Source organism: Pseudonocardia sp. TRM90224 (genome assembly GCF_021245725.1).
Lineage (GTDB): Bacteria > Actinomycetota > Actinomycetes > Mycobacteriales > Pseudonocardiaceae > Pseudonocardia.
The window spans coordinates 1-25704 of the sequence record NZ_JAJGSX010000029.1 but is presented as its reverse complement, the minus strand read 5'-3'; the positions used below and the strand labels follow the sequence as shown (position 1 = coordinate 25704).

Genomic DNA, 25704 nt, shown 5'->3' with positions numbered 1-25704 from the left:
TCGCAGCGGGCCGCTACTATCCGGCTAACGCAATAGCCGGTTAGTGGGGGAACGCCCGATGGGAAGCGCTCGCAACACGACGGTCCTGGTCGGCTTCACCGCCGTGACCAACCTGGCCGACGGCGTGACGAAGGTGGCACTGCCGATCATGGCGACGACGCTCACGACGTCGCCGCTGCAGATCTCCGGCGTCTCGATGACGTTGACGCTGCCGTGGCTGTTCGCGGCGCTGCATGTGGGTGTGCTCGTCGACCGGTTCGACCGGCGGGTCCTGCTCTGGGTTGCCGACGCCGTGCGGACCGCCGTGGTCCTCGGCCTGCTCGCCGCCGGCGTGACCGGGGTCGTCACCCTGCCGATGCTGTACGCAGGCGGCCTCGCGCTCGGGCTCGCGGAGGTGCTGGCGCTGACCGCGGCATCGGCACTGATCCCTTCGGTCGTCGCTCCGCCCGATCGGGAGCGGGCCAACGCGTGGATCACCGGCGCCGAGACCGTCTGCAACGAGTTCTGCGGCCCGTTCGTCGGTGGGCTGCTGGTGGCCGCGGGTTCGGCGATCGCTCTCGGCGCGTCCGCCGGCGCCTACGTCGTCGGTGCGGTGCTGCTGCTCTGGCTGGTCGGGCGGTTCCGGGTGGAGCGCGCCGACGACGTCCCCGCGGCCTCGGTGCACGCACAGATCCGGGAGGGGCTCGCGTTCCTCTGGAACCAGCGGCTGCTGCGCCTGCTCGCGCTGACCTTGACGGTGCTGTGCTCGTGCTGGGGTGCCTGGCTCGCGATCATGCCGCTGTACGCGACCATGGTGATGGGCCTCGACGCCACCGGCTACGGCACGCTGCTCAGCGCGCTCGGCGTCGGCGGCGCGGTCGGGGCGCTGACGGTGCGCCGGCTCAACCGGCTGTTCGGACGCCGAGCCGTGCTCTTCGCCGACATCGTCGGGACGTTCGCGATGGTTGCGCTCCCGGCGGTCACGACGAACCTCGCGCTGGTCGCGATGGGCGCCATCCTCGGCGGGATGGGCGGCACGCTGTGGTCGGTGACGGCGCGGACGATCAGCCAGCAGATCGTCGACGAGTCGCTGATGGGCCGCTACAGCGGCGCGGCACGGCTGTTCAGCTGGGGTGCGTTCCCGGTCGGCGCGGGTGTTGTCGGCGTGCTCGCCGAGCTGTTCGGAATGAATGTGGCCTTCGGCGTCTTCGCGGTGGTGACGGCCGCGCTCGTCCTCCCGTTCCTGCGTGTTGTCACGCCGGCGGAGCTGGCGGCCGCGGACCTCCCGGAAAAGATGCACGTTCGGGCATGAATCGCCCGGGCGCGGTGTTCGTCGGTTGGTGACCAACACGATGCGCGCTCTGCGCCAGCCCACCCTCGACGGTCCGGCGGCGATGGAGCTGGCCGATGTGCCGGTGCCCGCGCCCGGGCCTGGAGAGGTTCTGATCCGCGTCTCGGCCGCCGGCGTGAACTTCGCCGACGTGATGCAGACCCGCGGGACGTACCACGGCGGGCCACAGGCGCCTTACCTCGCCGGGTTCGAGTCGGCGGGTGAGGTGGTGGCGCTCGGCGAGGGCGTCGGGGACGTTCGGCTCGGCCAGCACGTGATCGGTACCGGCTACGCGGCGTTCGCGGAGTACGCCGTGCTGCCCGCGGCCGGGGTCGCACCGGTGCCGGCGGGATGGCGCGACGAGCAGGCGCTGGGGCTGGTCCTGAACTGGGCGACGGCGTTGGCGGCGCTGCGCCCGCTCGGCCGGTTGGCGGCGGGGGAGACGGTGCTGGTCCACGCCGCGGCCGGCGCGGTCGGTCAGGCGGCGGTGCAGATGGCCAAGCACTACGGCGCGGTCGTCATCGCTACGGCGTCCGCCGGCAAGCACGACGTCGTGCGGGCGCTGGGCGCCGACCACGTCATCGACTACCGCAGTGAGGACGTCGCCGCCCGGGTCGCGGAACTGACCGGCGGCCAGGGCGTCGACCTCGTGCTCGAATCGGTCGGCGGGGAGACCTTCACGGCCAGCCTGGCGGCGGCGAAGCGGGTCACGGGGCGCGTTGTCGTGTTCGGCGTCGCCGGCGGCACGGTCCCCGTCACGAACTGGGACCTGAACTTCAAGCACCACATCCACCTGATCGGCCTGCACATCGGCGTGCTCATCCAGCACGCGCCGCACATCTTCGGAGAGCTGATGGCCGAGCTGCAGGAACTGCAGGCCGCCGGCGTCTACCCGCCCGGCGAGCCCACCGTCCACGACCTGGCCGAGGGGCCGAAGGTGCTGGCGGAGCTGGAGTCGCGCGCAACGGTCGGCAAGCAGGCGCTGCGCCCGTAGAGCGCCGCCACCACCCGAACTTCCCCACCGTTTTGTGCACTTGCGCGCCTGCGGAGCGCGCAGATGCACAAAACGGTGGGGAGATTCGGGGTGCTCAGGCCCGGAAGGAGCGCCGGTACGCCGAGGGTGACGTGCGCATCGTCCGGTCGAAGTGGTGGCGGAACGTCACGGCGCTCTCGAAGCCGACCGCAACGGCCACCTCCTCGACGGGCAGGGCCGTGCCCTCCAGCAACGGCAGGCTGGCGTGCACACGCTGGGTGATGAGCCAGCGGATCGGGCTGGTGCCGGTGGCAGCGGCGAACCGGCGCAGGTAGGTGCGGGTGGACATGTGCGCGAGCCGGGCCAGCCGCTCGACGGTCACCGGCTCCGTCAGGTGCGCGAGCGCCCACTCCATCGTCCTCGTGAGCCGGTCGTCGTCCGCGTCGGCCGGCACCGGGGCCTCGATGAACTGGGCCTGGCCGCCGTCGCGGTGCGGCGCGATCACCAGCCGGCGCGCGACCGCGTTGGCGATCTTCGGGCCGTGGTCGGTGCGGACGATGTGCACGCAGAGGTCCAGCCCCGCGGCGCTGCCCGCGCTGGTCAGCACGTCGCCGTCGTCGAAGAAGAGCACCCGCGGGTCGACCCGGACGGCGGGGAACCGCGCGGCGAGCAGGTCGGCGTAGCGCCAGTGCGTGGTTGCGCGGCGGCCGTCGAGCAGCCCGGCCGCGGCGAGCGCGAACGACCCGGAGCAGATCGAGACGATCCGCGACCCGCGCTCGTGGGCCGCACGCAGCGCGCCGACCAGCTCGGGCGACGTCGAGCCGCACACGTCGGGCACCCCGGGGACGATCACGGTCTCGGCTGCCGAGAACTCGTCGAGGCCGCCGCCGGCGACGATCGACGCGCCGCCCACCACGGGGACGGGTGATGGCCGCTCGGAGCAGATGGTCAGCCGGTACCAGTCCGCGTCGAGCTCGGGTCGCGGGAGCCCGAAGACCTCCGTGACGATGCCCAGCTCGAACACGGACATGCCCGGGTAGAGCAGGACCGAGACCGTGTGGGGCATGGCGAGATGTTAGCGATCGATGTCGTTCGCGCCACTGTTTGCGGCCGGATGGCAGCGGCACCGTTGTCGCATGACGCTGACCACTGCCGTCGCCTTCTTCGCCTCCCGTCTCACGTTCGAGACCGACGTCTCCGACGTCCACGCCGACCTGCACGCCGGCACCGACCTGGTGCTCGTCGACTCCCGCGGCGATGCGGCGTGGGCGCAGGGCCGCATCCCCGGCGCAGTGCACCTGCCGACCGCACAGATCGCCGAGCGAGCGGCCGCACTCGTGCCGCCCGGCTCGGCGGTCGTCACGTACTGCTGGGGGCCGGGATGCAACGGCGCGACGCGGGCAGCGCTGGCGTTCGCGCAGCTCGGCTACCCGGTGAAGGAGATGATCGGCGGCTACGAGTACTGGGTGCGCGAAGGGTTCACGGTCGAGACGGCCGCCGGCGCGCGAACGCTCGACGTCGACGCCCTCACCGCACCCGCCGGAGCCCGCGCCTGCGGCTGCTAGCCGAACTGAGCTGAGCGGCCGGTGGTGCCACCGGCGATTTCGCCGATTCGCCTCGGCGGGCGTCTCCCTAGCGTCGGTGTCAGCGCAAACGACATCAAACAGGAGACGTCATGACCACCACCGAAGTCACCCGCCCCGCTCGCCCGTACCGTGCCGACGCGGGTCCGCCGCTCGTTGTGCTCGCCGGCGTCTCGACGGCGCTGCTGCTCGCCGGGCTGATCATCAGCACGACGCTGGCCGGCGAGACGTTCCCATCGCCGTACGCCGCCGCCGACCTCGTCGAGAGCTACTTCCGGAACAACTCCACAGCCGTCGCGATCACCGGGTTCTTCACCTTCGCGTCCGGCGTCCCGCTGGCCATCTACGCGGCCACGGTGTCCGCCCGGCTGCACAACCTCGGCATCCGGAACCCCGGTGCCACGATCGCTCTGGTCGGCGGGATCGTCGCGTCGGCGTTCCTGTGCCTCTCGGGGCTGCTCGGCTGGGTGCTCTCGCGACCGGACGTCGCAGGTGACGCCGGGGTCGTGCACGCGCTGCAGGGCCTGACGTTCCTGACCGGTGGCCCGGGACACGTCGTGCTGCTGGGCCTGCTCGTCGCCGGCATCGCCGTGCCGGGCCTGCTCGCCGGCCTCCTGCCGCGGTGGGTTGCGGTCGTCGGTCTGGTGATCGCGGCCGTGTCGGAGCTGGCCACCCTCACGCTGCTCGTCGACGGCCTGATGCCCCTCGTGCCCATCGGCCGGTTCGGCGGCCTGCTGTGGCTGATCGCCGCGGCGGTGCTGCTGCCGAAGCGGCGGCCGGCGGCGAACGCCTGACCCGGCGCCTCATGGAACCGTGAGGTTGAGTGCGCGGGCGGCGGGCAGGTTCGGTGAACGAACGGCACTTTCGTCCACACCTATTGGACGAGAGTGCCGCTCGTTCCAACTCTTCGGCTCGGCGTGCCCGGACCCCGACGGCCTCGGGCGGACACCGCTCGGCGGGCGGTTCGAGGGTGCCGGGAACGTGGCTTTCCCGGCAACGTGTGCGTCCCGCACCCATCTCGCCGGCGTCCGGGGCGTGCAGTGGCAGGTGGTGGGCGGAGGCTCGTGTACGGGTTCGAACCGGGTTCGAACCCGTGTCGGGAGGGCAGGAAAGCCACTTTCAGGCCCTGTGAGGGCAGGAAAGTGGCTTTCCTGCCCTCGCGTGGTACCGCACGCATGCTGGCCCAGCCCCGGGCGAGGTTGTGGCGGCCGAAGGCCATGGCGGGCTTTCCTGACGTCTGGCCTCACCCTGCGTCGACGTCGGGGAACGCCATGAACCGCACCAGCACCGAGCGCCCGTCCGCGCCGGCATCCTCTTCGCCCTCCGCGACGTACCGGTTGAACAAGGCCAGGTAGTCGTTCCAGAACCGGAGCAGCTGGTCGGGGGAGAGGGTCAGTTCACCGCGGGCGATCAGCAACGCGTCGCCCCACTTGCCCATCCGTTCGCGCTGTGCCTCGAACCGGGCGAGGGCGTCCACGTCCTCGGCGGCGTTGTGCTGTTCCATCTGGCCCATCTCGTGGCGCATCTCGCCGCTCATCCGGCTGCGCGGCGGGAAGCGGAGGTCCTGCCGCGGCGCCTTCCACCAGCGTTCCCGCCCGCCGCCCTCGTGCTCGGGGTCGTCCTGGACGAACCCGTGCTCGGCCAGCTGGCGCAGGTGGTAGCTCGTGGCGCCGGTGTTCTCGCCGAGTGCGCGCGCGAGCGTCGTCGCCGTTGCGGGGCCCTCGCGGTGCAGGTGCCGCAGGATCCGTTGCCGCAGCGGATGGCGCAACGCCCGGATCGCCGCGGCGTCGGTCAGCTCTCGGGGTTCCCTCTGTTCCGCCACGAGGGTTACTTTAGCAGAGATCTATGCAAAGATTTCTGCAAAGAACTCTGCAGTCACTCGGAGGGGACAATGTTGATCAAGATGCTGGCTCTCGCGCTGGCAACCGTCGCAGCGACGACGCTGCCCGCAGCTGCGGCCGTATCAATGCCTGAGCCGGCGCAGGGCCGGACGGTCGAGCTGACCGTCACCACGAACGACGGCCAGCACCTGCCGGCCACCCTGCACGTGCCACCGGGGGTCCGGGCCGGAGCGCCGGGGGTCGTGCTCGTGCACGGTGCCGGCCCCGGCGCGCGCGAGTACTACGAACGCGAGGCCACGGCATTCGCCCGCGCCGGCATCGCCACGCTCACCTACGACAAGCGGACCGTCGGCTACTCGCTCACCGAACGCTCGTACTCGCAGCTGGCCGACGACGCGCTCGCCGCGGCCGACGTGCTGCGCACCCGTCCGGAGGTCGATCCGGCCAAGGTCGGTCTCTGGGGGTTGAGCGAGGGCGGATGGGTCGCGCCGCTCGCCGCCTCACGCGAGCCGCGCACCGCGTTCCTCGTGGTCATCGGGGCGAACGGGATGCCACCACTGCGCCAGCACAGCTGGGCCGAGCGGGTCAAGGCCGAGCACGCTGGCATTCGCGGCTCGATGGTGACGGCCTACTCGCGGACGTTCTGGCGCCTGCTCGATGCCATGGGTCTGTTCGCGGAGGCGCACCACGACCCCACGCCGACGCTGCGCTCGCTGACGCTCCCGGTGCTCGGGATCTGGGGTGCGCTGGATCGGAGCACGGCGCCCGTCGAGAACGTCGAGGCCTTCCGTCTGAACCTCGACGCCGCCGGCAACCGGCACTACACGCTGCGGACCGTCGCCGGCGCCGAGCACCAGGTGCTGCAGTCGGCCGACGGCTGGGCGAAGGGCGACGAGTTCGCGCCCGGCTACGTCGAGCTCATGACGGGCTGGGTGCACGAGGCCGCCGCCGGCCGGGCCCCGGCGACCTCGATCGAGGCCGCGGGCGAGCAGTCGGGGGCGACCAGGGAGATGCGGCCGCCATCCTTGATCGAATCGGCGCCCGTGCAGCTCGGCGTGCTCGGCGTCGCGGTGGTCGGCCTGGGCGGGTTCGTGCTGGCGTCGCTGTGGAGGCGCCTGCGTGGTGGCCGGACGTCGTGGCCCGCCTACCTCGCCGCCGGCGCGGGGTTCGTGGCCGCGCTCGGGGCGCCCGTCTACATCAGCTACCTGCAGGCCGTCTCCGGCGGAACGCCGACGGCGAACGGCACGATCGACCCGGGGCCGCTGGTCGCCGGCCGGACACTGCCGTGGTTGGGCCTGCAGGTGCTGGCCGTCGTAGCTGTTGTCGCCGCTGTGGTGACGTTCGCCCGCAACCGTCCGACCGGTCGCCATGCCCTGCTGCTGACCGGCGTTGTGGCGTTCGTGGCCTGGGGAGTGTGGTGGGGCCTGCTGCTGCCGTGACACGACATCGGGCGATCCCGGCCGGGCCCGTCCGAAGATTAGGCTCGTCGCATGTCGGACACGCAGTACGAAGACCTGCTCCGCCACGTGCTCGCGACGGGCGCGCGCAAGGGCGACCGCACCGGCACGGGCACGCGGTCGGTCTTCGGTCACCAGCTGCGCTACCGGCTGTCCGACGGCTTCCCGCTGATCACGACGAAGAAGGTGCACTTCCGCTCGATCGCCTTCGAGCTGCTGTGGTTCCTCCGCGGTGATTCGAACGTCACGTGGTTGCAGGAGAACGGCGTCTCGATCTGGGACGAGTGGGCGGCGCCCGACGGCGACCTCGGCCCGGTCTACGGCGTGCAGTGGCGCTCGTGGCCGACCCCCGACGGCGGGCACGTCGACCAGATCAGCGAGGTGCTGCGCACCCTGCGCGCGAACCCCGATTCCCGGCGGATCATCGTTTCCGCCTGGAACGTCGCCGACATCCCGCGGATGGCACTGCCGCCGTGCCACGCGTTCTTCCAGTTCTACGTCGCCGACGGCAAGCTGTCGTGCCAGCTCTACCAGCGAAGCGCCGACCTGTTCCTCGGTGTGCCGTTCAACATCGCGAGCTACGCGCTGCTGACGCACATGATCGCGGAACAGGTCGGCCTCGACGTCGGCGACTTCGTCTGGACGGGGGGCGACTGCCACATCTACGACAACCACGCCGAGCAGGTCGACACGCAGCTCGCCCGCGAGGCCCGCGAGTTCCCGACCCTGTCGCTGAAGCCGGCCGACAGCCTCTTCGAGTACACCTACGAGCACTTCACCATCGACGGCTACGACCCGCACCCGGGCATCAAGGCCCCGGTGGCCGTGTGATCGGGCTCGTCTGGGCGCAGTCGGCCAACGGCGTCATCGGCCGCGACGGCACGCTGCCGTGGCACCTGCCGGAGGACATGAAGCACTTCCGCACGCTGACGGCCGGCGGGACCGTGCTCATGGGCCGGCGCACCTGGGAGTCGTTGCCGCCGCGGTTCCGACCGCTGCCGGGCCGGCGCAACCTGGTGCTCTCCCGCACACCGCAGGAGGGCGTGGAGACGTTCCCCGATCTGCCTGCCGCGCTCGCCGCGGCGTCCGGTGACGTGTGGGTGATCGGCGGCGCGGCGGTCTACGCGGCCGCGCTGGCGTTCGCGGACCGGATCGAGGTCACCGAGATCCGGGAGACCTTCGAGGGTGACACGTTCGCGCCGGAGATCGGACGCTCGCCGTGCGCCGTCGGGCAGTGGCGGGAGTCGACGACAGGGCTGCACTACCGGTTCCTGACCTTCGATGAGGTAACGACCGGTAATTCTTAGAGTCCGCTGTGAGACCGCGCCATTGGGCGGTCGAAGAATCGCTACGCTGCCAGCCCATGGGGGGACGGATAGCGGTACGCGCCAAACATGTGCGGAAAATGTACGGAGCCGGGGAATCGGCGGTGGCTGCGCTGCGTGGCGTCGATCTCGACCTGCATGAGGGCAGCTTCACCGCGATCATGGGGCCGTCGGGGTCGGGGAAGTCGACGCTGCTGCAGTGTCTCGCCGGCCTCGACCGGGTCACCGACGGCGCGGTGGAGGTCGCCGGGCAGCTGCTGTCCGACATGGACGACCGCGGGCTGACGGCCCTGCGCAGAGTGCACGTCGGGTTCATCTTCCAGAACTTCAACCTGATGCCGACGTTGACCGCCGAGGAGAACATCCGGCTCCCGGCGGAGATCGCGAACCACGAGATCGACCACACGAAGTTCGACCAGGTCGTCGACCGGCTGGGGCTGCGCAGCCGGCTGGGCCACCGGCCGTCGGAAATGTCGGGAGGACAGCAGCAGCGGGTCGCCGTGGCGCGGGCGTTGGTGAATCGGCCGCCGATCGTATTCGCGGACGAACCGACGGGGAATCTCGATTCGAATTCTCGGACGGATCTGCTCGAATTCTTGCAGATCTGCGTTCGCGAGTTCGGACAGACGCTGGTGATGGTGACCCACGATGCCTTCGCGGCGTCGTACGCCGAACGCGTCGTCTTCCTCCGCGATGGCAGCCTCGTGCACGAGCAGTCGCAACCGACGCCCGACGAGGTCATGGACACGATGAAGAAGCTGGAGGGGTGAGCGGGTGCGCAGGCTCTTCCTGGCGGGGATGCGCGCCTACGGCCGCCGGCTCGTGCTCGCCGGCGTCGCCACGCTGATCGGGACCGCCTTCGTCGCGGGCACGCTGGTCATCAGCGACACCATGCGGGCCAACGTCGAACGCACGGTCGTGGGTGGCGCGTCGCGCATCGACGTCGTCGTCGCGACGACCAACCGGCTGACGCCGCTGACGTCGGGCGATCTGGACCGGATCCGCGCGGTCGACGGCGTCGTCTCGGCCGAAGGGCTGGTGATGGGGGACGTCGTCGTCCTCGGCTCGAACGGGCGGCCCACGTCGGAGCAGCCGGTCGGCTTCTCGGTGACGACCCGCACGGACGTCCTTGCCGGTCATGCTCCGGCCTCCGACGGCGAGGTCCTGCTCGCCGAGCAGACGTCCCGGGCACTGGATCGACCGATCGGCAGCCGGATCGAAGTGCTCGACTTCGAAACGGGCGCTGCCCGGCAGTTCGTCGTGACCGGCCTGGCCGGGGTCGCCGGCCAGGGGCAGTTGGCGCTTCGTGGCGGCATCGGGATGACCGTCGCCGCGGCGGCGGTGACAACTGGGCAGTCCGGTTTCAGTGAAATCCACGTCCGCGGCGCGGATCCGGAGTCCTTGCGGGCGCGGGTCGGCGCGGCCCTTGGCCCAGGACCATTCGATGTCAGCACCGGGCGGGACCACGCCGAGGCGCAGGCCGCGAGCAGCGGGCTCGACCCAGCGGTGCTCGGCACCGGCCTCGTGACGTTTGCGCTGGTGGCGCTGCTGGTGGCCGGGTTCGTCATCCAGAACACGTTCAAGATCCTGCTCGACCGGCGCACCCACGAGCTGGCGCTCGCCCGCTGCATGGGCGCATCACGCGGCCAGGTGTTCAGAGCCGTTCTCGCGGAGTCGGCGACGGTCGGGGTGATCGCGTCGCTCCTCGGGACCGCCACCGGGGTTGCCGTCGCGTACTTCACGCTCCCGCTGATCGAGGTTGGCGGCGCGGCACTGCCGAGATCGGTCGTGACCGTCACCCCGCTGACACTCCTCGTCTCGCTGCTGGCCGGCGTCGTCGCGACCGTGGCCGCGTCGGTCGGGCCGGCTCGCGCGGCCACTCGGGTGTCGCCGGTCGCCGCGCTGCGTGGCATCTCCGCGGCCCCGGTCGCCCGTATCGCATCGCGACGGGTCGTCGGTGGTGTCGTGCTGTGCGTGCTCGGGCTGCTGAGCGCGGTCGTCGCCGTTGCCAGCGACGGTCGGATGTACCCGTTGGGGCTCGTCGGGCTCGGTGGTGGGTTGTTCTTCCTCGGCGTCGTCCTGCTCGGGCCGGTGGTCGTCGGGCCGATCGCGCGGATCGTCGGGTTCCCCGTCACGCGGTTGCTCGGCGCACCTGGGCGGCTCGCGGTGGCCAACGCGGTCCGCAACCCGGTGCGGGCAGCCACGACGGTGCTGGCACTCGTCATCGGAATCACGCTGACCACGGGCGTCTCGGTCATCACACGTTCCCTCACGTCGTCGGTGGACGAGGGCGTCTCGCGCGTCGTACCGGCGGACTACGTCATCAGCCCGCCCGGTTCCACCGCCGCTTCGACCATCCCCCCACGCGTCTTCGGAGCGTTGCGCTCGGCTCCCGAGGTCCAGAGCGTGACCAGGGTGCGTGAGGTGTCGGCGACGATCGGTGACAGCCCGGTGCAGCTGAGCACGATCGAGGGGACGCTCACCCCGACGGTCGCGGCCGGTTCGACGGCGCCGCTCGGCCCGGGTGAGGTCGCCCTGCGACCGGAGCGCGCCGCCGAGCTCGGGGCGGAGATCGGCGACAAGATCAGACTCACCGTCGACGGCGAGGCGATCGTGCTGACCGTGGTCAGGCTGATCACCGGGGAGCCCGTGCCGCGGATCGTCATCGGCCCCGGATGGTTCGAGACCTTGTTCCCCGACCGGGGCGACTCGGCGGTGCTCGTCGGGTTCTCGTCCGATACCTCGCCCGAGCAGTCGCGCGCGGTCGTCGAGCGAGCAACGGCGCAGGACCCGACGGTCCGCATCGTCTCCACCTATGACGTGCGCGAGCGGGTCGCCGCCAACCTCGGGCAGGCGACGGCGATGGTCGGTGCACTCCAGGCGTTGGCGATGATCATCGCGCTGATCGGGGTGGCGAACACGCTCACGCTGTCGGTCCTCGAACGGACCCGGGAGTCGGCGACGCTGCGGGCGCTCGGCATGTCAGCCGGCGGGCTGCGCACGATGCTCTGCGCTGAGGCGCTCGTGTTCGGAGTGGTCGCGGGCCTGGTGGGCACGGTGCTGGGCACCGCCTTCGGTGCGTCGGCCGCGCGGGTGATCAACGACGACGTCGTGGTGGACGTGCCGTGGGACGTCATCGCGATCACGGTCGTCGGTGCCGGTGTCGCGACGATCCTGGCGTCGCTGCTGCCGTCGCGGCGGGCCACCCGGGTTGCGGTTGCGGTGGCGCTGACCGACGAGTGACGCGGGCGGCCCAGGTCGGCAGCCACCAGTTCCTGCGCCCATGATCGAGGTGATCTCCCTGGCATCTGGCCACGTGGTGCCCGATATCCGCCCAGCTGCTCCCCGATCGCCGAGCGGTCCCTCGAACCGTCCGACCAGGTCGGTTGATCCGGAACGATCGGGAAGGTGCTGATAGTTCGTGTGACCAACGTGTCCGAGCGATCCCGGATATGGCAGATCGAACCGTATGGCGACGAACTGACGCTGAGCCCGCAGGACTCGCTCGTCGTCGAGATCGAGGACGGGCCCGAAGCCCTGATCGAGATCGACCTGCGTCCCGGCGAGCTCGGAGAGAGGCTGTGGGTCTCGCTCGCCGGTGACGTGGAGGCCCCGACCGACCTGAAGCTCAACGGCCGGTCGGTGTGGCCGTCCGGCTGATCCGAGTCGCCTGACGCGGAACGTAGGCGGATCTGAAACAAATCGGCGGGTCGCGCCGGCCGGTTCTCCCTTCGTCGACGATTACCGTCGACGGAATGGACGCAGTGCCTTTGCAGCTCGCTCTGCCCGCCTTCGGCGAATCACTCTTCCCGTTCCGCAGCAACGGTCATGCAGATGTGGTCGAGGCCTACGCCGAGGAATGGGTGGCCCGATCCGGCTGGCCGAGGAACCTGCGGTGGCCGCACGGATGCGCCGTACCCGCATCGGTATCTGCATAGCCACGCTGTACCCGGCCGGCGATGCGCGGATGCTCGAGGCCGTCGCACGCTCTTCGCGTGGGCGACCGCGTTCGACGACACGTTCGCCGAGGTCAGCGCCTCAGGCAAGATGACAGCGGAGATCATCGGCGCGATGGCTGCCGCTCTCGAGATCCCGCCTGCTGATCCGGAGCCGGACAGGTTCGCCGCCGCGCTCGCAGACGGAGTCGGGCAGCTGCGGGCGGTGATGCTGCCGGAGCAGGTCGACCGCATCGTCGAGGCGATGCGCGGCATATTGGTCGCCCAGCTGTGGGAGGCCCGGGTCGATCCTGCAGTCGTTTCGCTGGACGAATACATCGCAATGCGGCCGCATTCCACGTATGCCACTCTGATGGAATCGTTCGTCGAACCGACGAACAATTTCCACCTCTCCGACAGCGTGCGTCGGCGGCCGACCGTGCGCAGGGTGATCGACGCCTGCAACAACCTCATGGGATGGGTCAACGACCTCGGCTCCTTCGCCTGGGAGGACACCCGGGGCGACGGGCTCCCGCTGGCCCTGCCCACGCTCGTCGCACGTGACCGCGGGTGCACGCTGGCCGAGGCCTTCGCCTTGGTCTCGCGGATGTGCGACGACGAGGCCGCGGCTGCCCATCGGGCGGTACTGCGAGGGCTACGACGGAGTCGTCAACGTCGTGACACGCAGACCGGCGGGAAGCTCAGGCATGCGCGCGCTCGGTGTCGCCGACGCTCGTTGATCGGCTTCCGACACTCGCGGCTCAGCTGCACAGGCCGCGGACGACTGGCGCCGAAGGCGTGGGAGGACGTGGCCAGCGGCCGAAGGACGCCGGTAGGAGCCGGTCCTTGTAGTAGGGCTACGGGCCCGTGCTGGGCTCGTCGTCCACCTGTGAGGTGGCATCTTCGCAGGTCAGAGGGCCTAGTACTCCAAGCGACGTCTGGCGATGCCTCGTGTCGAGACCGGTGCTGAAACCGGCCCGCAGAACCAAGAATCAAGCCCAGATCATCTACCGACCCCATGGCGGAGCTGACACCAGAGGCGGCGAAGGTGCTTCCGAGTCATGAACCGGAGGGCGACCTGCAGGGCGTTCCGACCGAAGACCTCTACGCGATCGCGCGACTGCTCAAGCCGGCCACTGCCCGGCACGCGCTGCATCGCGTGCTGACCGCCCTCAACGAGCAGGGCGAGTACTTCGAGACCATCGCCGAGCACATCGGCACCTCCCGGGCGTCGGCGTCGCGTTGGGCGCAGCCGCCGGTCAGCACCGACAAGCGTGGACGCCGACCGCAGCCGGTTGTTGACGAGCCGGGCAGCGCGAATGGCTGAGGCGTCCACAGAACCGGCGTCCTCTACCGATTCTTCGACAGCGCAGGAGACCCCTTCTCGACACCTCGCGGAGGCTCCGTGGCTTGCCTCCAACCGGCTGCAAGATCACGAAGAGCCGATCGAGTAGCTCGGCGAACGTCGGCTCCCTTGCCTTGTTTGAAGATTCAGCGCTCATGCGCCTACCGTCGGCGGCCACGCGAGGGCGATGCCGCGGCCCCAGTCGCCGGCCGCGATGAGTCGGCCATCGGGCGACCAGTCCACGTCGGAGGGGTACTCAAGCTTCTGCTCAAAGGCAAGTTCCAGATCTGCCGTCAGGACACGAAGTCCGGAGTCGGTGGACAACGCCAGGTGGGCACCATCGGGCGCCCACGACATCGCATGTATCGAGTTCGGCGCTGCGGCGTGCTGGCGGTCTGGTTCTGGCTGGTCCAGGGACCAGATCTGCAGCGGTGTCGTCGTTCCTTCGACGGCGACGCGCGGACCGTTCGAGTGAATGGCGATGGCTTTGAGTAGCCGGGTGCGGGTCACGAGCCGTGGCTGGTTATCCGCGAACGGCCACTCCCGCACGAGGACCTCGGTCATCGGTCGGTCATCCGGGACGCTGCGGGTATAAGCCCACGTCTGTCGGTCGCAGCTGTGGGTAATGGAGCCGATCCTCGTGTCTTCGACGTACTCCTCCCACGCCACGGCACCGGTGTCGACATCCCGCACGGTGAGGTGTCCGCTCCAGGACCCGTCGATGATGTAGCGGCCGCAAGGCGAGAAGTGGATATCTGATCCTTCGCCGTAGCGCGCTCCCGGCATGCGCATGTGTTCGGTCAGCGTCGGGACGGAGATCAGGAGGACATCGCCGGCGGTGTTCTTGCTGACGAGGAGGGAGCCGTCCGGTGAGAGGCCGACGTGCGCGGTGTGCTTGAGCTGGCGGAAGAAGCCGATCTTCTGCCTGTTGGCGACGTCCCAGACCGCGCCGCGGTGACCGATCGTCGCGAGTCGAGCTCCCTGGTCGTCGAAGCGTGCCTGGAACGAGGACCCGATGCGGAAACCCGGTCTGAGGCGCATCGACACACCGACCCTTCGACCCTGTGGCAATCCGACGCTGCTCATCGTGCCCCAAGCCCGCCCACTTCGATCATCTGGCCGACCCGGCGGCGTCGCGCTACCAGCCCCTTACTGATCAATCGCCTCATCGGCGGCCCACACAGCCCGGATGATGTTGCACGGGAATGTGAGCTGCCGTGGGTAGGTGTGTTTGTCGCGTGTCCCGGAGTAGGAGGTGTCGCTACCTACCTGCGCGCCTCGGCTGGCGAGGGAGCCGTGGGTCGAGGTCGTGTTCGGCTAGCCAGGCGTCCCAGTCGTCGGCGACGTAGCGGAGGTCGTTCTCGTCGACGCAGAGGATCTCGGCGAGCACGTCGGGTGTGGCGCCGGGCTGGGTCATGGCGACCATCTTGCGCCCCGCAGGCACGCCGGCGAGACCTCGACGTGGGGCGGATGGGTGACCTCGATCAGCGAGGCCTGCGGGGCTTTTCCGTCGACTTTCTGTCGTTTGATCTTCGTCTGGCGATCTTTCGACCAGGCGTTTCACCTGGTAGTCGGTGCCCCCGGCAGGATTCGAACCTGCGACCTAGAGATTAGAAGGCTCTTGCTCTGTCCAGCTGAGCTACGGAGGCCGGTGCGGCCGCTGGTGCCGCTGGGTCGAGCGTAGCGGGCGGTCCTTCAGCGCTGCACGCCGATGGTCATCTTCCCCGGCGCCTCGACTTCCCCACCGTTTTGCCGACCTGCACACCCGAACGGGTCTGCAAGTTGGCAAAACGGTGGGGACGTTGCGGACTGACCGATCGGTTAGATACTCTACCATTCGTTCAGTCAGAGGAGGCGGCATGATCAGCGCACGTGGTCTCACGAAGCGGTACGGCGACGTGCTGGCCGTCGACGACCTGTCGTTCGACGTCCGGCCGGGCGCCGTCACCGGGTTCCTCGGCGCCAACGGCGCAGGCAAGTCGACGACGATGCGGATGGTGCTCGGCCTCGACACCCCCACGTCGGGCAGCGTCACGGTCGCCGGGCGCGCCTACCGCGACCTCGACGCGCCCGCCCGGCAGGTCGGTGCGTTGCTCGACCCGGGCTGCATCCACCCCGGCCGCTCGGCGCGCAACCACCTGCGCTGGATGGCCGACGCCGCCGGCATCTCGCGGGCGCGGGTCGACGAGGTGCTCGACCAGGTCGGTGTCGCGCACGCGGCGGACCGGCGGGTGGGGGAGTTCTCGCTGGGCATGCGGCAGCGCGTCGGGATCGCCGGTGCGCTCCTCGGCGACCCGGCCGTCCTCATCCTCGACGAGCCGCTCAACGGGCTCGACCCGGAGGGCATCCGCTGGGTCCGGTCCCTGCTCAAGGACCTTGCGGCGGAAGGTCGTACGGTCTTCGTCTCCAGTCACCTCATGAACGAGATGGAGCAGACGGCCGAGCGGGTCGTCGTGATCGGGCACGGTCGGCTCATCGACGCCGTCGACGTCGCGGAGCTGCGCGGGCGCGCGGCCGCCGTGCGGGTCGCCGCGGCCGATCCCGAGGGGCTGCCGCTTCTCGCCGAAGCGTTGCGCCGGTCCGGCGCGTCCGTGACCGACGGCGCTGACGCCGACGCGATCGACGTCCGCGGCACCACACCCGACGCGATCGGCCGGCTGGCGCTGCAGAGCGGCGTCGCGTTGCGCGAGCTCTCGCTGCACGCCAGCGGGCTCGAGGAGTCGTTCCTCGCCCTCACCTCACCCGGAGCACCTGGAGGACGGTCATGACCGTCGTCGCCGCGTTCCGCGCGGAACGCACCAAGTTCTCGACCATCCGGTCCCTGCCGTGGCTCACGGCCGTCGCCGTCGCGGCATCGACGCTGATGGCGCTGCTGTTCATCGTCAGCCTGCCCATCACGCAGGGCCGCAGCATCGGCGACGTTGCGCCGTCCGACGTGATCGGCGCCGCGCTCGTCGGCATCGACGTCGCGGCGATCGTCCTGATCGTGCTCGGAGCGTCGTTCGCCGGGTCCGAGTACTCGACGGGCACGGTGCAGCCGACGTTCGTGCTCACGCCGCGTCGCGGCCGGGTCGTGATCGCGAAGGCGACGGTCGTCGCGGCTGTGGCGCTCGGTGTGGCAGTGGTGACGGCCGTGCTGTGCGTGCTCGTCGGTGAGCTGGCGCTGCTCGTGTCCGGGGTGCCGGGCGTCCCGGTCGACGGCCCGCTCGTTCGGCTCGCGCTCGGCTCGGCGCTCGGGCCCGTCTTCTACGCGCTGGTCGCGATGGCGGGCGCGCTCGCATTCCGCAGCTCCGGCGGCGGCGTCGTCATGGCGCTCGTGCTGCTGGTGCTGCCGGCGATCGTCGGGTGGATCCCCGGTATCGGTGGGCTGGTCGTGCTGCTGCCCGCCGCTGCGCTGCACGGGATCTCGGGCGCCGCCGACCCCGGCACCGCCGAGTACCTGGCCGCGGGGCCCGCTGCGCTGTCACTCGTCGGGTGGACGATGCTCGCCGGGGCGCTCGCACTCTGGAGCGTCCGCTCGCGCGACGTGTGACCGGAGGCAGGACATGACGGAGAACCGGCGGCTCACCTTCACCGAGGAGGCGCGGCGCCGGCAGATCGTCGACTGCACGATCGGGCTGATGTCCGAGCGCGGCCACGCCGGCACGTCCCTCTCGGCCATCGCGGCGGCGGCTGGGATCTCCAAGGCCGCGGTGCTCTACCACTTCACGTCCAAGGACAAGGTGATCGAGGCGGCGCTCGCGCACGTGCTGGATGCCTACGTGGCAGCGGTGTCGCAGCAGGTGGAGGCCGCGCCCGACGCCGAGGGCATGATCGTCGCCTACATCGGGGCGGCGATGCGCCACCTCGGCGAGCACCCGACGCACGTCCGCGTCATCGTCGAGGTGCTGGCGAACACAGGGGCGGCCGCACCGGGCACCACAGGTGCCACCCAGCGGTGGCAGGCCGTCGCGAGCATGATCGACCTCGGCAAGGAAGCGGGCAGGTTCCGCGACGTCGACTCCCGCGTGATGGCGCTGGCGATCGGTGGTGCGCTCGACGGGGTGGTGGCCGAGTGGATCGCCGACCCCACGTTCGACCTCGACGCCGCCGCAACGGAACTTCAGACGGCAGTTCTGCTCGCGCTGCGGGCAGGGTGAAAGGAGAACCGCATGGCAAGCGTTGCTGAGGACCTCGCCCTGTTGCTGTTCGATCCCACGACCGGACGGTCGATCGTCGACGGAACCTCGCTGGACCGGGCGATCGGCGGTGCGCTGCTGCTGGACCTCTCGCTCTCGGGCCGGGTCACCGCCGCCGGCGAGGGTGCGAAGGCCCGGCTGACCGTCGCCGACCCCTCGTCGACCGGCAACAACATCCTCGACGCCGCGCTCGCCAAGCTGGGTGGAAGTCCGGTCCGCGCCCAGCGCGCCGTCGAGCGGCTCGCGTCGAAGACCCGTGTCCCGGTGCTGGAGCGGCTCGTCGAGCGCGGGGTGCTCGATCGCCGCTCCGAACGGCGGCTCGGGCTGTTCCCGGCGACGGCCTGGCCCGCGATCGACCCCGCACCGCGAGAGGCACTGCGGTCCCGCCTCGGCGACGTGCTGCTGAAAGGCGGCCGGCCCGACGAGCACACCGCCTGCCTCGTGTCGCTCCTGCACGCCGTGAAGGCCGAGCACAAGATCGTCGACGGCCCGCGGCGGGAGGTCCGGGCCCGCGCACGTGAGATCACCAGCGGCGAGTGGGCCGGCGCCGCGGTGCGCAAGGCCGTGCAGGCCGTGCAGACCAGCGTGGCGATCGCGGTGTCCGCCGCGGTCAGCGCGAGCGCGGCCAGCAGCTCCTGAAACCCTCAGCCGGCGGACCGGTAGCGGCGGGCGATGTCGGCCGCCCGCTCGGCGATCGTCGCGTACTCCGCGGCGAGCTCGGCCGGCTCGACGACGGTGACCTCGGCGTCGAGCAGCAGGATCCAGCGTGCGATGGCCGCGTAGGTGTCCGCCCCGCAGCGGACGACGCATGCCTGCGCACCGGCCGGCTCCACCGTGCCGAACGCCGGGTCGATCCACGGCACCACCCGCTCCGCCGGCGCCTCGACCCGGACCGTCGCCCGCACCTGCTGGATCTGCCGTCCGAGGTGCTGGACGACGTAGCTCTCCAGGTCGGCGCTCGGTGGCTCCCGCGGCATCGCGGGCCGGTCGGTCGCCTCGAACGACGTCAGGTGATCGACGCGCAGAGTGCGCCACTCACCGGCGACGACGTCCCACGCCACCAGGAACCAGCGCTGCCCCGCCCGGACGACGCTCAGCGGGTCGATGAGCAGCTCGCCGTCGGTCGCGTTCACGGCGGTGGCCCGCCGCCGGTCGCGGCACGCCGCAGCGACGTCCACGAGCGCCTCCATCGACATGAGCGGCGCGTCCTGGCCGCGGATCGTCCCCACGTCGGTCTGGCGCACCCCGCTCACCACCGCGTCGATCCGGCCGCGCAGGCGCCGCGGCATCACGCGCACCAGCTTCACGAGCGCACGCAACGCGCTGCCGTCGGCGGGCCCGATCGGCGAGGAGCTGAACGCCTGCAACGCGAGGACGGTCGCGACGGCCTCGTCGGCGTCGAACATCAGCGGCGGGAGCGTCGCGCCCGGCTCCAGGTGGTAGCCGCCGTCGACGCCGAGCTTGGCCTCGACCGGGTAGCCGATCGCGCGGAGCCGATCGACGTCGCGGCGGATCGTCCGCGTCGAGACGTCCAGGCGTTCGGCCAGCTCCGTCGCACTCCACTCGTGGCGTTGCTGGAGCAGCTCGAGCACCCGCAGCAGCCGCCCCGAGGTGTCCCACACCTCTCGGACCCTAACCAGGCCGTGTTGAGAAAGTCCTGATCGCGCTCTTCGCGCCCAGATCGCCGCTGGCGGCGTTGCCGCCACGACCGGGTACGTCAAGTACGACGGCTCGTGGCGGCGCCTTGCCAGCGGCGATCTGGATCACGAAGAGCATCGACCCTGACTTCCTCAACACGGCCTGGGCCGCAACCACCCGGTGACCAGCCCTTCCTCGCCGAGCTGCTGCAGCTGCTCCGCCCGCGTCGCCGCGGCGCGCGCGACGTCGGCGGTCTCCAGCAGCTCGCGGAAGGCCGCGCCGTACGCGCGTTGCTCGGCGAGCTCCATCAGCGGCACCCGCACCCGCCCGTAGCGCGACGAGCCGTTCCCGACCGCGGGTGCGGCCCGCAGCACGCCGGCCAGGAACTCGGGATCGAGCTGCTCGGGGTCGACGCGGTACACCGTCAGACCCGGCCCGAGCACGGCTTTCGCCGACGCCACACGGACCCGGCCCATCGCCGCCGCGACGACGTCTCCCGGCCGGATCCTGACCAGCGCGGGGCCCGACGTCGTGCGCGCCGTCGGAGTGGTGCCGACGGCGAGGTCGGCCGCGGTGAGCACGGCGACCGAGCCGCTGCCGAGCGCGAGCCGCGACGGCGCGTGCCGCAGCCGCAGCGCGCCTGCCCTCGTCAGCTCCGTGACGGTTGCGGTGGGCAGCGCCCGCCGCTCCGGCAGCGCCTCGAGCGCGGGGACGTCCTCGGCGCCGGAGCCGAGCAGCGTTGCGAAGGCGTGTCCCGGATCCGTCCCGTCCGCGCGCGGCAGGTGCCGGTCGGGGCTGAGGTCGACGTCGTCGTCGAGCAGGTCGACCACCGGGACGACAACACCGCCCCGGGGGGTCGCCGCGCCCGCGCCGAACTCCTCCCAGAGCGGGGCGGCCCGCTCCGGCGGCACCCGTCCGAGCAGCAGCGCCCGCGCCGGGCCCGTGTCGTCGGCCGCGGCGCGCAGCACCCACAGATCTCCTTCCGGCACCGTAATGACGGCCCGGAGGGCGCCGCTGCGCAGCAGGCTCGCGCGGATCCGGCGCCCCGACCGTCGCGATGCGGCGGCGTGTGGCATCCGCACCACCACCATGCCGTCGGGACGGACCCTGCTGAGGCTGTGCTGCAGCCACGCGAGCTCGGGCTCGTTGCGCGGCGGCAGCCCGTGGACGAAACGCGGATCGCCGGCCAGCGCGGCATGCCCGCGGGCCTTGTCACCAGGCGCGTTGCACACCACGGCGTCGACCGGCTCGCCGGGGAAGCCCGGCGCGAGCAGCGCATCGGACGCGAGCAGCTCACACTCGATCCCCGCGAGCAGGAGCCGCGTCGCGGCGATCCGGGCGACGACCGGGTCGCCCGCCTGCCCCAGCGCGAGCCGTGGAGCCGCCGCGAGCAGCAGCGCGCCCGTGCCGCATGCCGGGTCGAGCAACGTGCCGGCCGTCGGCATCGCGATCTGGGCCATGGCGGCCGCGAGCTCGTCGGTCGGATCCTGCCGGCGGCGGTGTCGCCCGCAGATCTCCTCGAACGCCGCACCCGCGCCCATGGACGCGGTCATCTCGCTCAGCGCCTGCCGCAGCGGGCGGTCGATCCGCAGCTGGGTGGGCCGCCCGGGAAGGCGTTCGAGCAGCGCTGGGTCGTAGTCGGCGAGCAGGAACTCACCCGCTGCGGCAAGCCTGCTGGCGACGTGGAGGTCGTCGCCTTCGGGGCGAAGGTGTTGCCATGCGCGGTCCGCGGGGGACAGCCGGTACGGTCTCCCGTTACGACGGAGCCATGCCTCGACGTCGACCAGCGCGAACCGCGGGTTCGCCGCTGTGCCGGCGACCGGCGTGGGGAAGTCCTTGTGGCGTCGACGCCAGTTGCTCACCGCGGCCCGGCCCACACCGCCGAGCCGGGCGATCTCGCCCGTGCTGACGGTCGTGTCACCAGCCACGTAGTGACGCTAGTTCACAGTAACCCTGCTTGTGAAGCATGTTCACAGCATGAGAGTCTGACGCCATGGCTCCGACGCTGCGCTCCGCGGCCGGCTCCGACACCGGCCGACGCAGGCCGATGAACCAGGATTCGGCTGCCACAAGTCCGCGACTGCTCGCCGTCGCCGACGGTATGGGCGGGCACGCCCACGGCGAAGTGGCCAGCTCCGTCGCGATATCGGCGCTGCTCGACATGGACTCCCAACTTCGCGGGGCCAACCTGCGCGACGTGGACCTGCTCGGCACGTTGAGCGCCGCGCTCGACGACGCCGCAGGCCGCCTCACCGCCCTCGCGCACGACAACGCCGAGCTGCGCGGCACCGGCACCACCGTCGTCGCGTTCCTCGTCGACGGCGACCGCATCGGCGTGTCGCACATCGGCGATTCGCGCGCCTATCTCCTGCGCGACGGCGAGCTGCTGCGCCTCACCCGCGACCACACCCTCGTGCAGGCGCTCGTCGACGAGGGCCGGATCTCCGCGGAGGAGGCCGTCGACCATCCGCGCAGGTCATGGCTCATCCGCACGCTCCAGGACGGCGCGGCGGCCGAGCCCGACCTCTTCCTCTACGAAGGCCGGGTCGGCGACCGCTACCTGATCTGCTCCGACGGCCTCACCGCCGTGCTCGACGACGACGGCGTGCGGGAGATCCTGACGAACGAGCCGGAACGGGCCGGCGCGGTGGCGAGGCTGATCGAGAGCGCGAACGCGGGCGGCGGCCCCGACAACATCACCGTCATCGTCGCCGACCTCGTGGACGAGCCGATGATCGCCGACGACACGCCGCTCGTCGTGGGCGCCGCAGCCGAACGCGAGCTGGGCTGACCCGAGCCGATGGGTCGCCACCGCAGAGCCGGGCTCAGCGGCGCGCGACGATCCTGCGCATAGGCACCGGGATCGGCTGGCCGGCGCGCCGGGCGAGGAGCACCGGCACATCAGCGGCCGGCGATGGCGGCCACACCCCGGCCGTGGCCAGCGCCATCGTGTCGGCGACCGGGTCGTGCTCCGGCCCCGGCCGATAGCGGAAGAGCTCCCGGTCGTCGGAGAGCAGCGCGAAGTCCGCTGCCGTCAGCAGCCAGCCCGCACCGTCCAATGCGGAGCGGTTCGTCCAGCCGCTGCGGTGCACCTTGCGCAGCAGGCCCAGCTCGGCCAGCGACCGCGGCGCCGCCGAGGGGACCAGCAGCACGAGCGTCCCCGCAGGTCGCAGCACCCGTCGCAGCTCGGCGAAGACGGCGTCCACCGCACCGAGCCGGGGCAGGACGAGCAGCATGCAGATCCCGTCGACCGAGCTCGTCCGCAGCGGGAGCGCGGTGGCCAGACCACGGATCCGGGGGCGCCGCGGCCCCGCCGCCGCATCGACGCCGACCCAGCTGCCGGGCAACGCATCGGCGAGGGCGCCCGTCCCGCAACACAGGTCGAGCACCCGCTCGGCCTTCGTGAGCGGGGCCGCCGCCCACTCCAGCGGCCCCCGTCCGAACCGGTCGGTGAGCGCGTGCAGCACACGCTCCGCCTCGTCGCCGTCGACCACGCCGGCAGTGTCGCACCCCCACCGCGCGCCGCCGCCCGCCTGGCGTCGCACGACACGGGCATAGCCTGAGGGGCATGGCGCAAGCGACCGTCGAGCCAGCCGCACCGACTCCGCGGAACCGCCAACCCGACGGGATGCCGATGCTGATCGGGCTCGGCGTCCTGATCGCCGTGCTGATCGCGGGTGGCATCACCGCGATGTCGGGTGCCCGTCCGCTGGCGTCGCTCGGCCTTCCCGACCCGGGGACGTTGACGACGATCGGCCTCCCCGCGGTGCGCGCGGCGGCGGAGACCTTCATGGTCCTGACGCTCGGCGGCACGCTGCTGGCGGCGTTCCTCGTGCCACCCCAACGCTCCGGGTACCTGGACGTCTCCGGGTACCGGGCGCTGCGGATCGCGTCGTGGACCGCCGTCGGCTGGACGGTCGCGGCAGCCTTGCTGATCCCGTTGACGGTCGCCGATGCGCTGGGCCGCCCCGTCTCCGACGTGCTCGATCTGCGGCTGCTCGTCGATCTGGTGCCCCGCCTGTCCGCGTCGACGTCGTGGGGCTTCACCGCGCTGATCGCGCTGGTGGTCGTGGTGGGTTGCCGCACGGTGCTGACGTGGGGCTGGAGCGTCGTCCTGTTCGGGGTGGCGCTGCTCGGCCCGCTCCCGGTGACGCTCACGGGGCACTCGGCGTCGGGCGGCTCGCACGACATCGCCACCAACAGCCTCGTGCTGCACGTGCTTGCGGCATCGCTGTGGGTCGGCGGACTCGTCGCGGTGCTGGTGCTCGCCGCAGGCAGGGCACCCGACCGGCTCACCGGCCTGGCCACGGCGGTCCCACGCTTCTCCCGGTTGGCGCTGGTGTGCTGGACGGCGCTGGCCGTCACCGGTGTGGTCAACGCGCTGGTGCGCATCCCGATCGCGGCGCTGTTCGGCTCGACGTACGGGCTGCTCATCCTGCTCAAGACGGCCGCGCTGATCGTGCTGGGCGCAATGGGAGCCGCGCACCGGCGCAGCTCGGTCGACGCCGCGGCGCAGGGGAGACCCGGCGCACTGCTACGGCTGGGCGGGGCCGAGGTGGTGCTGATGGCCGCCACCATCGGGCTGGCCGTGGCGTTGGGGCGCAGTGCGACACCCGACACCGGGGAAGGCGCCCCGTCGCGGCTCGAGGTGGTGCTCGGCTACGACCTCTTCGGGCCGCCGACGCCGGCCGCGCTCGCGTTCGGGTGGCGGTTCGACCTGATCTTCGGCACGGCCGCGCTCGCGATGGCGCTCTGCTACGTGCTCGGCGTGCTCCGGTTGCGCAGGAGAGGTGACGCGTGGCCGGTCGGCCGGACGATCGCGTGGCTGGCGGGGTGCGCCGCGCTGCTCATCGCGACGAGCTCGGGGATCGGACCGTACGGGCACGCCATGTTCAGCGTGCACATGGCCGAGCACATGATCCTGTCGATGCTCGTGCCGATCCTGCTGGTGCTCGGTGGGCCGGTCACGCTCGCGCTGCGGGCGTTGCCGCCCGCGGGGCGCACGGGTCCGCCGGGACCACGGGAGTGGCTGCTGGCCGGCGTCCACTCGCCGGTTGCGCGCCTGCTGACCCACCCGCTCGTCACGTTGCCGTTGTTCGTCGGGAGCTACTACCTCCTGTACTTCTCGGGGCTGTTCGCCGCCGCGCTGCCGGAGCACTGGGCGCACGTCGTCATGAACCTGCACTTCCTGCTGGTCGGCTCGCTGTTCTTCTGGCCGATCGTCGGCATCGACCCGGCGCCCCGCCGGCTGCCACCCGCCGCGCGGCTGGGCGTGGTCTTCGCGTCCGTGCCGTTCCACGCCTTCTTCGGGGTGGCGCTGATGAGCTACAACTCGGTGATCGGCGGGGAGTACTACCGGTCGCTCGGCCTGCCGTGGGTGCCCAATCCGCTCGACGACCAGCGCCTCGGCGGCGGCCTCGCGTGGGCATCGGGGGAGATTCCGCTGCTGCTCGTTGTCGTCGTCCTGCTCATCCAATGGTCGCGCCAGGACGAACGGTCGGCCAGAAGCGCCGATCGTCGGGCAGAGGTGGATGGGGATGCGGAGCTGAAGGCGTACAACGCGATGCTCAGCCGCCTGGCGACGGGAACCGCACCGTTGGTCGCGCAGAGCGACGAATCAGAATGTTCCCCAGGTCACACGAAAGTGGACGCGAACGACGTGGAAGAGCCCTCCGACGACCAGGGTGGTCCCACTCCTGAGGGCATCGCCGCAGGTCAGGGCTCATCCATCGAGGACGGGAACGCCGCCGAAGTGGACAGGCGACGCTGACCGTTCGTCGCGCCGCAACCGGCCGGCAACGACGGTGAGTGACAGGAATCAGGTCGTTTGCGCTGGTCAGCGCCGTTTAGGGGGGCCGATTTGACGTCCTGTCAACCCCTGGCGTAACTTTCTCTTTGTCAGCGAGACACCGGACAGAACGAAGCCCCTCGGGGCTGAGGTCAACAGGGTTAGCTGATCGCCTCACTGGGGCCCCCGGATCCACTCGGATCGGGAGGTGTACAGTGGTTGGCACAGGCCCCGGATAGCTGCCTAGCGGTAGCCGATGGTGTGCGGGTGTCTTTTGAGAACTCAACAGTGTGTCGAGCTTTATCATGAATTGGTTTTATGCCAGTTTGTTT

Annotated in this window: 25 protein-coding genes and 1 tRNA gene; 18 read left to right on the top strand and 8 right to left on the bottom strand. The window is 71.1% G+C overall.

Annotated elements, in window-relative coordinates:
* Positions 1 to 58 precede the first annotated feature (58 nt).
* A complete protein-coding gene (locus LL648_RS30305; protein ID WP_232666193.1) occupies positions 59 to 1291 on the top strand; it encodes an MFS transporter in 1233 nt (410 codons plus the stop codon).
* Positions 1292 to 1319: 28 nt separating this feature from the next.
* Positions 1320 to 2303: an NADPH:quinone oxidoreductase family protein gene (locus tag LL648_RS30300; RefSeq protein ID WP_232666192.1), complete on the top strand. Its 984-nt coding sequence runs from the start codon at positions 1320 to 1322 to the stop codon at positions 2301 to 2303.
* Between the two features lie 94 nt (positions 2304 to 2397).
* Here LL648_RS30300 and LL648_RS30295 read toward each other — a convergent pair whose 3' ends face one another.
* Positions 2398 to 3348, bottom strand: a complete 951-nt coding sequence (locus LL648_RS30295) for a helix-turn-helix domain-containing protein (protein ID WP_232666191.1) — start codon at positions 3346 to 3348, stop codon at positions 2398 to 2400.
* 70 nt (positions 3349 to 3418) lie between these two features.
* Between LL648_RS30295 and LL648_RS30290 the strand changes: the two genes are divergently transcribed.
* Both LL648_RS30290 and LL648_RS30285 read left to right on the top strand, forming a co-directional pair.
* Positions 3419 to 3847, top strand: a complete 429-nt coding sequence (locus LL648_RS30290) for a rhodanese-like domain-containing protein (RefSeq protein WP_232666190.1) — start codon at positions 3419 to 3421, stop codon at positions 3845 to 3847.
* 110 nt (positions 3848 to 3957) lie between these two features.
* Positions 3958 to 4659, top strand: coding sequence for a DUF4386 domain-containing protein (locus tag LL648_RS30285; protein ID WP_232666189.1), 702 nt, complete (start codon positions 3958 to 3960; stop codon positions 4657 to 4659).
* Between the two features lie 449 nt (positions 4660 to 5108).
* Here LL648_RS30285 and LL648_RS30280 read toward each other — a convergent pair whose 3' ends face one another.
* Positions 5109 to 5687: an ArsR/SmtB family transcription factor gene (locus tag LL648_RS30280; protein ID WP_232666188.1), complete on the bottom strand. Its 579-nt coding sequence runs from the start codon at positions 5685 to 5687 to the stop codon at positions 5109 to 5111.
* A gap of 69 nt (positions 5688 to 5756) precedes the next feature.
* Between LL648_RS30280 and LL648_RS30275 the strand changes: the two genes are divergently transcribed.
* The 8 genes from LL648_RS30275 to LL648_RS30245 all read left to right on the top strand — a co-directional run bounded on the left by LL648_RS30275 (position 5757) and on the right by LL648_RS30245 (position 13750).
* Positions 5757 to 7145 carry an alpha/beta hydrolase family protein gene (locus LL648_RS30275; protein WP_232666187.1) on the top strand — a complete coding sequence of 463 codons (1389 nt, stop codon included), beginning with the start codon at positions 5757 to 5759 and terminating at the stop codon, positions 7143 to 7145.
* 51 nt (positions 7146 to 7196) lie between these two features.
* The gene (locus LL648_RS30270; RefSeq protein WP_232666186.1) at positions 7197 to 7994 is read left to right on the top strand and encodes a thymidylate synthase; all 798 of its coding nucleotides are present in this window, start codon (positions 7197 to 7199) and stop codon (positions 7992 to 7994) included.
* Positions 7991 to 8470: a dihydrofolate reductase gene (locus tag LL648_RS30265; protein WP_232666185.1), complete on the top strand. Its 480-nt coding sequence runs from the start codon at positions 7991 to 7993 to the stop codon at positions 8468 to 8470. Before LL648_RS30270 ends, LL648_RS30265 begins: the two co-directional genes overlap by 4 nt.
* 8 nt (positions 8471 to 8478) lie before the next feature.
* Positions 8479 to 9258 (top strand): ABC transporter ATP-binding protein, encoded by a 780-nt coding sequence (locus tag LL648_RS30260; protein WP_308190418.1) that lies wholly within the window; start codon positions 8479 to 8481, stop codon positions 9256 to 9258.
* Between the two features lie 4 nt (positions 9259 to 9262).
* On the top strand, positions 9263 to 11731 hold the full coding sequence (locus tag LL648_RS30255) for an ABC transporter permease (RefSeq protein ID WP_232666184.1): 2469 nt from the start codon (positions 9263 to 9265) through the stop codon (positions 11729 to 11731).
* Between the two features lie 189 nt (positions 11732 to 11920).
* A complete protein-coding gene (locus tag LL648_RS30250; RefSeq protein WP_232666183.1) occupies positions 11921 to 12148 on the top strand; it encodes a hypothetical protein in 228 nt (75 codons plus the stop codon).
* Positions 12149 to 12316: 168 nt separating this feature from the next.
* Positions 12317 to 13393 (top strand): terpene synthase family protein, encoded by a 1077-nt coding sequence (locus LL648_RS45840; protein WP_374112128.1) that lies wholly within the window; start codon positions 12317 to 12319, stop codon positions 13391 to 13393.
* A gap of 48 nt (positions 13394 to 13441) precedes the next feature.
* Positions 13442 to 13750 carry a hypothetical protein gene (locus LL648_RS30245; RefSeq protein WP_232666182.1) on the top strand — a complete coding sequence of 103 codons (309 nt, stop codon included), beginning with the start codon at positions 13442 to 13444 and terminating at the stop codon, positions 13748 to 13750.
* Between the two features lie 171 nt (positions 13751 to 13921).
* On the opposite strand, the gene LL648_RS30240 is transcribed toward LL648_RS30245, so the two are convergent.
* The 3 genes from LL648_RS30240 to LL648_RS30230 form a co-directional block, all read right to left on the bottom strand.
* The gene (locus LL648_RS30240) at positions 13922 to 14809 is read right to left on the bottom strand and encodes a WD40 repeat domain-containing protein (RefSeq protein WP_232666181.1); all 888 of its coding nucleotides are present in this window, start codon (positions 14807 to 14809) and stop codon (positions 13922 to 13924) included.
* A gap of 220 nt (positions 14810 to 15029) precedes the next feature.
* Positions 15030 to 15185, bottom strand: coding sequence for a hypothetical protein (locus LL648_RS30235; protein ID WP_232666180.1), 156 nt, complete (start codon positions 15183 to 15185; stop codon positions 15030 to 15032).
* Between the two features lie 158 nt (positions 15186 to 15343).
* A tRNA-Arg gene (locus tag LL648_RS30230) sits at positions 15344 to 15417 on the bottom strand.
* 210 nt (positions 15418 to 15627) lie between these two features.
* Here LL648_RS30230 and LL648_RS30225 point away from each other — a divergent pair.
* Genes LL648_RS30225 through LL648_RS30210 form a run of 4 tightly spaced genes read left to right on the top strand, consistent with a single transcriptional unit; the run spans position 15628 to position 18585 of the window.
* Positions 15628 to 16536: an ABC transporter ATP-binding protein gene (locus LL648_RS30225; RefSeq protein WP_232666179.1), complete on the top strand. Its 909-nt coding sequence runs from the start codon at positions 15628 to 15630 to the stop codon at positions 16534 to 16536.
* Positions 16533 to 17300 carry a hypothetical protein gene (locus tag LL648_RS30220; protein WP_232666178.1) on the top strand — a complete coding sequence of 256 codons (768 nt, stop codon included), beginning with the start codon at positions 16533 to 16535 and terminating at the stop codon, positions 17298 to 17300. Before LL648_RS30225 ends, LL648_RS30220 begins: the two co-directional genes overlap by 4 nt.
* A gap of 13 nt (positions 17301 to 17313) precedes the next feature.
* Positions 17314 to 17907, top strand: a complete 594-nt coding sequence (locus LL648_RS30215; RefSeq protein WP_232666177.1) for a TetR/AcrR family transcriptional regulator — start codon at positions 17314 to 17316, stop codon at positions 17905 to 17907.
* Between the two features lie 12 nt (positions 17908 to 17919).
* On the top strand, positions 17920 to 18585 hold the full coding sequence (locus LL648_RS30210) for a GOLPH3/VPS74 family protein (protein WP_232666176.1): 666 nt from the start codon (positions 17920 to 17922) through the stop codon (positions 18583 to 18585).
* A 5-nt stretch (positions 18586 to 18590) separates the two neighbouring features.
* Here the strand turns inward: LL648_RS30210 and LL648_RS30205 are convergent, their stop codons facing one another.
* Complete coding sequence (locus LL648_RS30205) at positions 18591 to 19568, bottom strand: helix-turn-helix transcriptional regulator (protein WP_232666175.1); 978 nt, start codon at positions 19566 to 19568, stop codon at positions 18591 to 18593.
* A gap of 168 nt (positions 19569 to 19736) precedes the next feature.
* Positions 19737 to 21512 carry an N-6 DNA methylase gene (locus LL648_RS30200; RefSeq protein WP_232666174.1) on the bottom strand — a complete coding sequence of 592 codons (1776 nt, stop codon included), beginning with the start codon at positions 21510 to 21512 and terminating at the stop codon, positions 19737 to 19739.
* 65 nt (positions 21513 to 21577) lie between these two features.
* Here LL648_RS30200 and LL648_RS30195 point away from each other — a divergent pair, with 65 nt between their 5' ends.
* Positions 21578 to 22375, top strand: a complete 798-nt coding sequence (locus LL648_RS30195; protein WP_232666173.1) for a PP2C family protein-serine/threonine phosphatase — start codon at positions 21578 to 21580, stop codon at positions 22373 to 22375.
* Positions 22376 to 22409: 34 nt separating this feature from the next.
* Here LL648_RS30195 and LL648_RS30190 read toward each other — a convergent pair whose 3' ends face one another.
* Positions 22410 to 23129 carry a class I SAM-dependent methyltransferase gene (locus tag LL648_RS30190; protein WP_232666172.1) on the bottom strand — a complete coding sequence of 240 codons (720 nt, stop codon included), beginning with the start codon at positions 23127 to 23129 and terminating at the stop codon, positions 22410 to 22412.
* A 23-nt stretch (positions 23130 to 23152) separates the two neighbouring features.
* Here LL648_RS30190 and LL648_RS30185 point away from each other — a divergent pair, with 23 nt between their 5' ends.
* Positions 23153 to 25354 carry a cytochrome c oxidase assembly protein gene (locus LL648_RS30185; RefSeq protein WP_232666171.1) on the top strand — a complete coding sequence of 734 codons (2202 nt, stop codon included), beginning with the start codon at positions 23153 to 23155 and terminating at the stop codon, positions 25352 to 25354.
* Positions 25355 to 25704 lie beyond the last annotated feature (350 nt).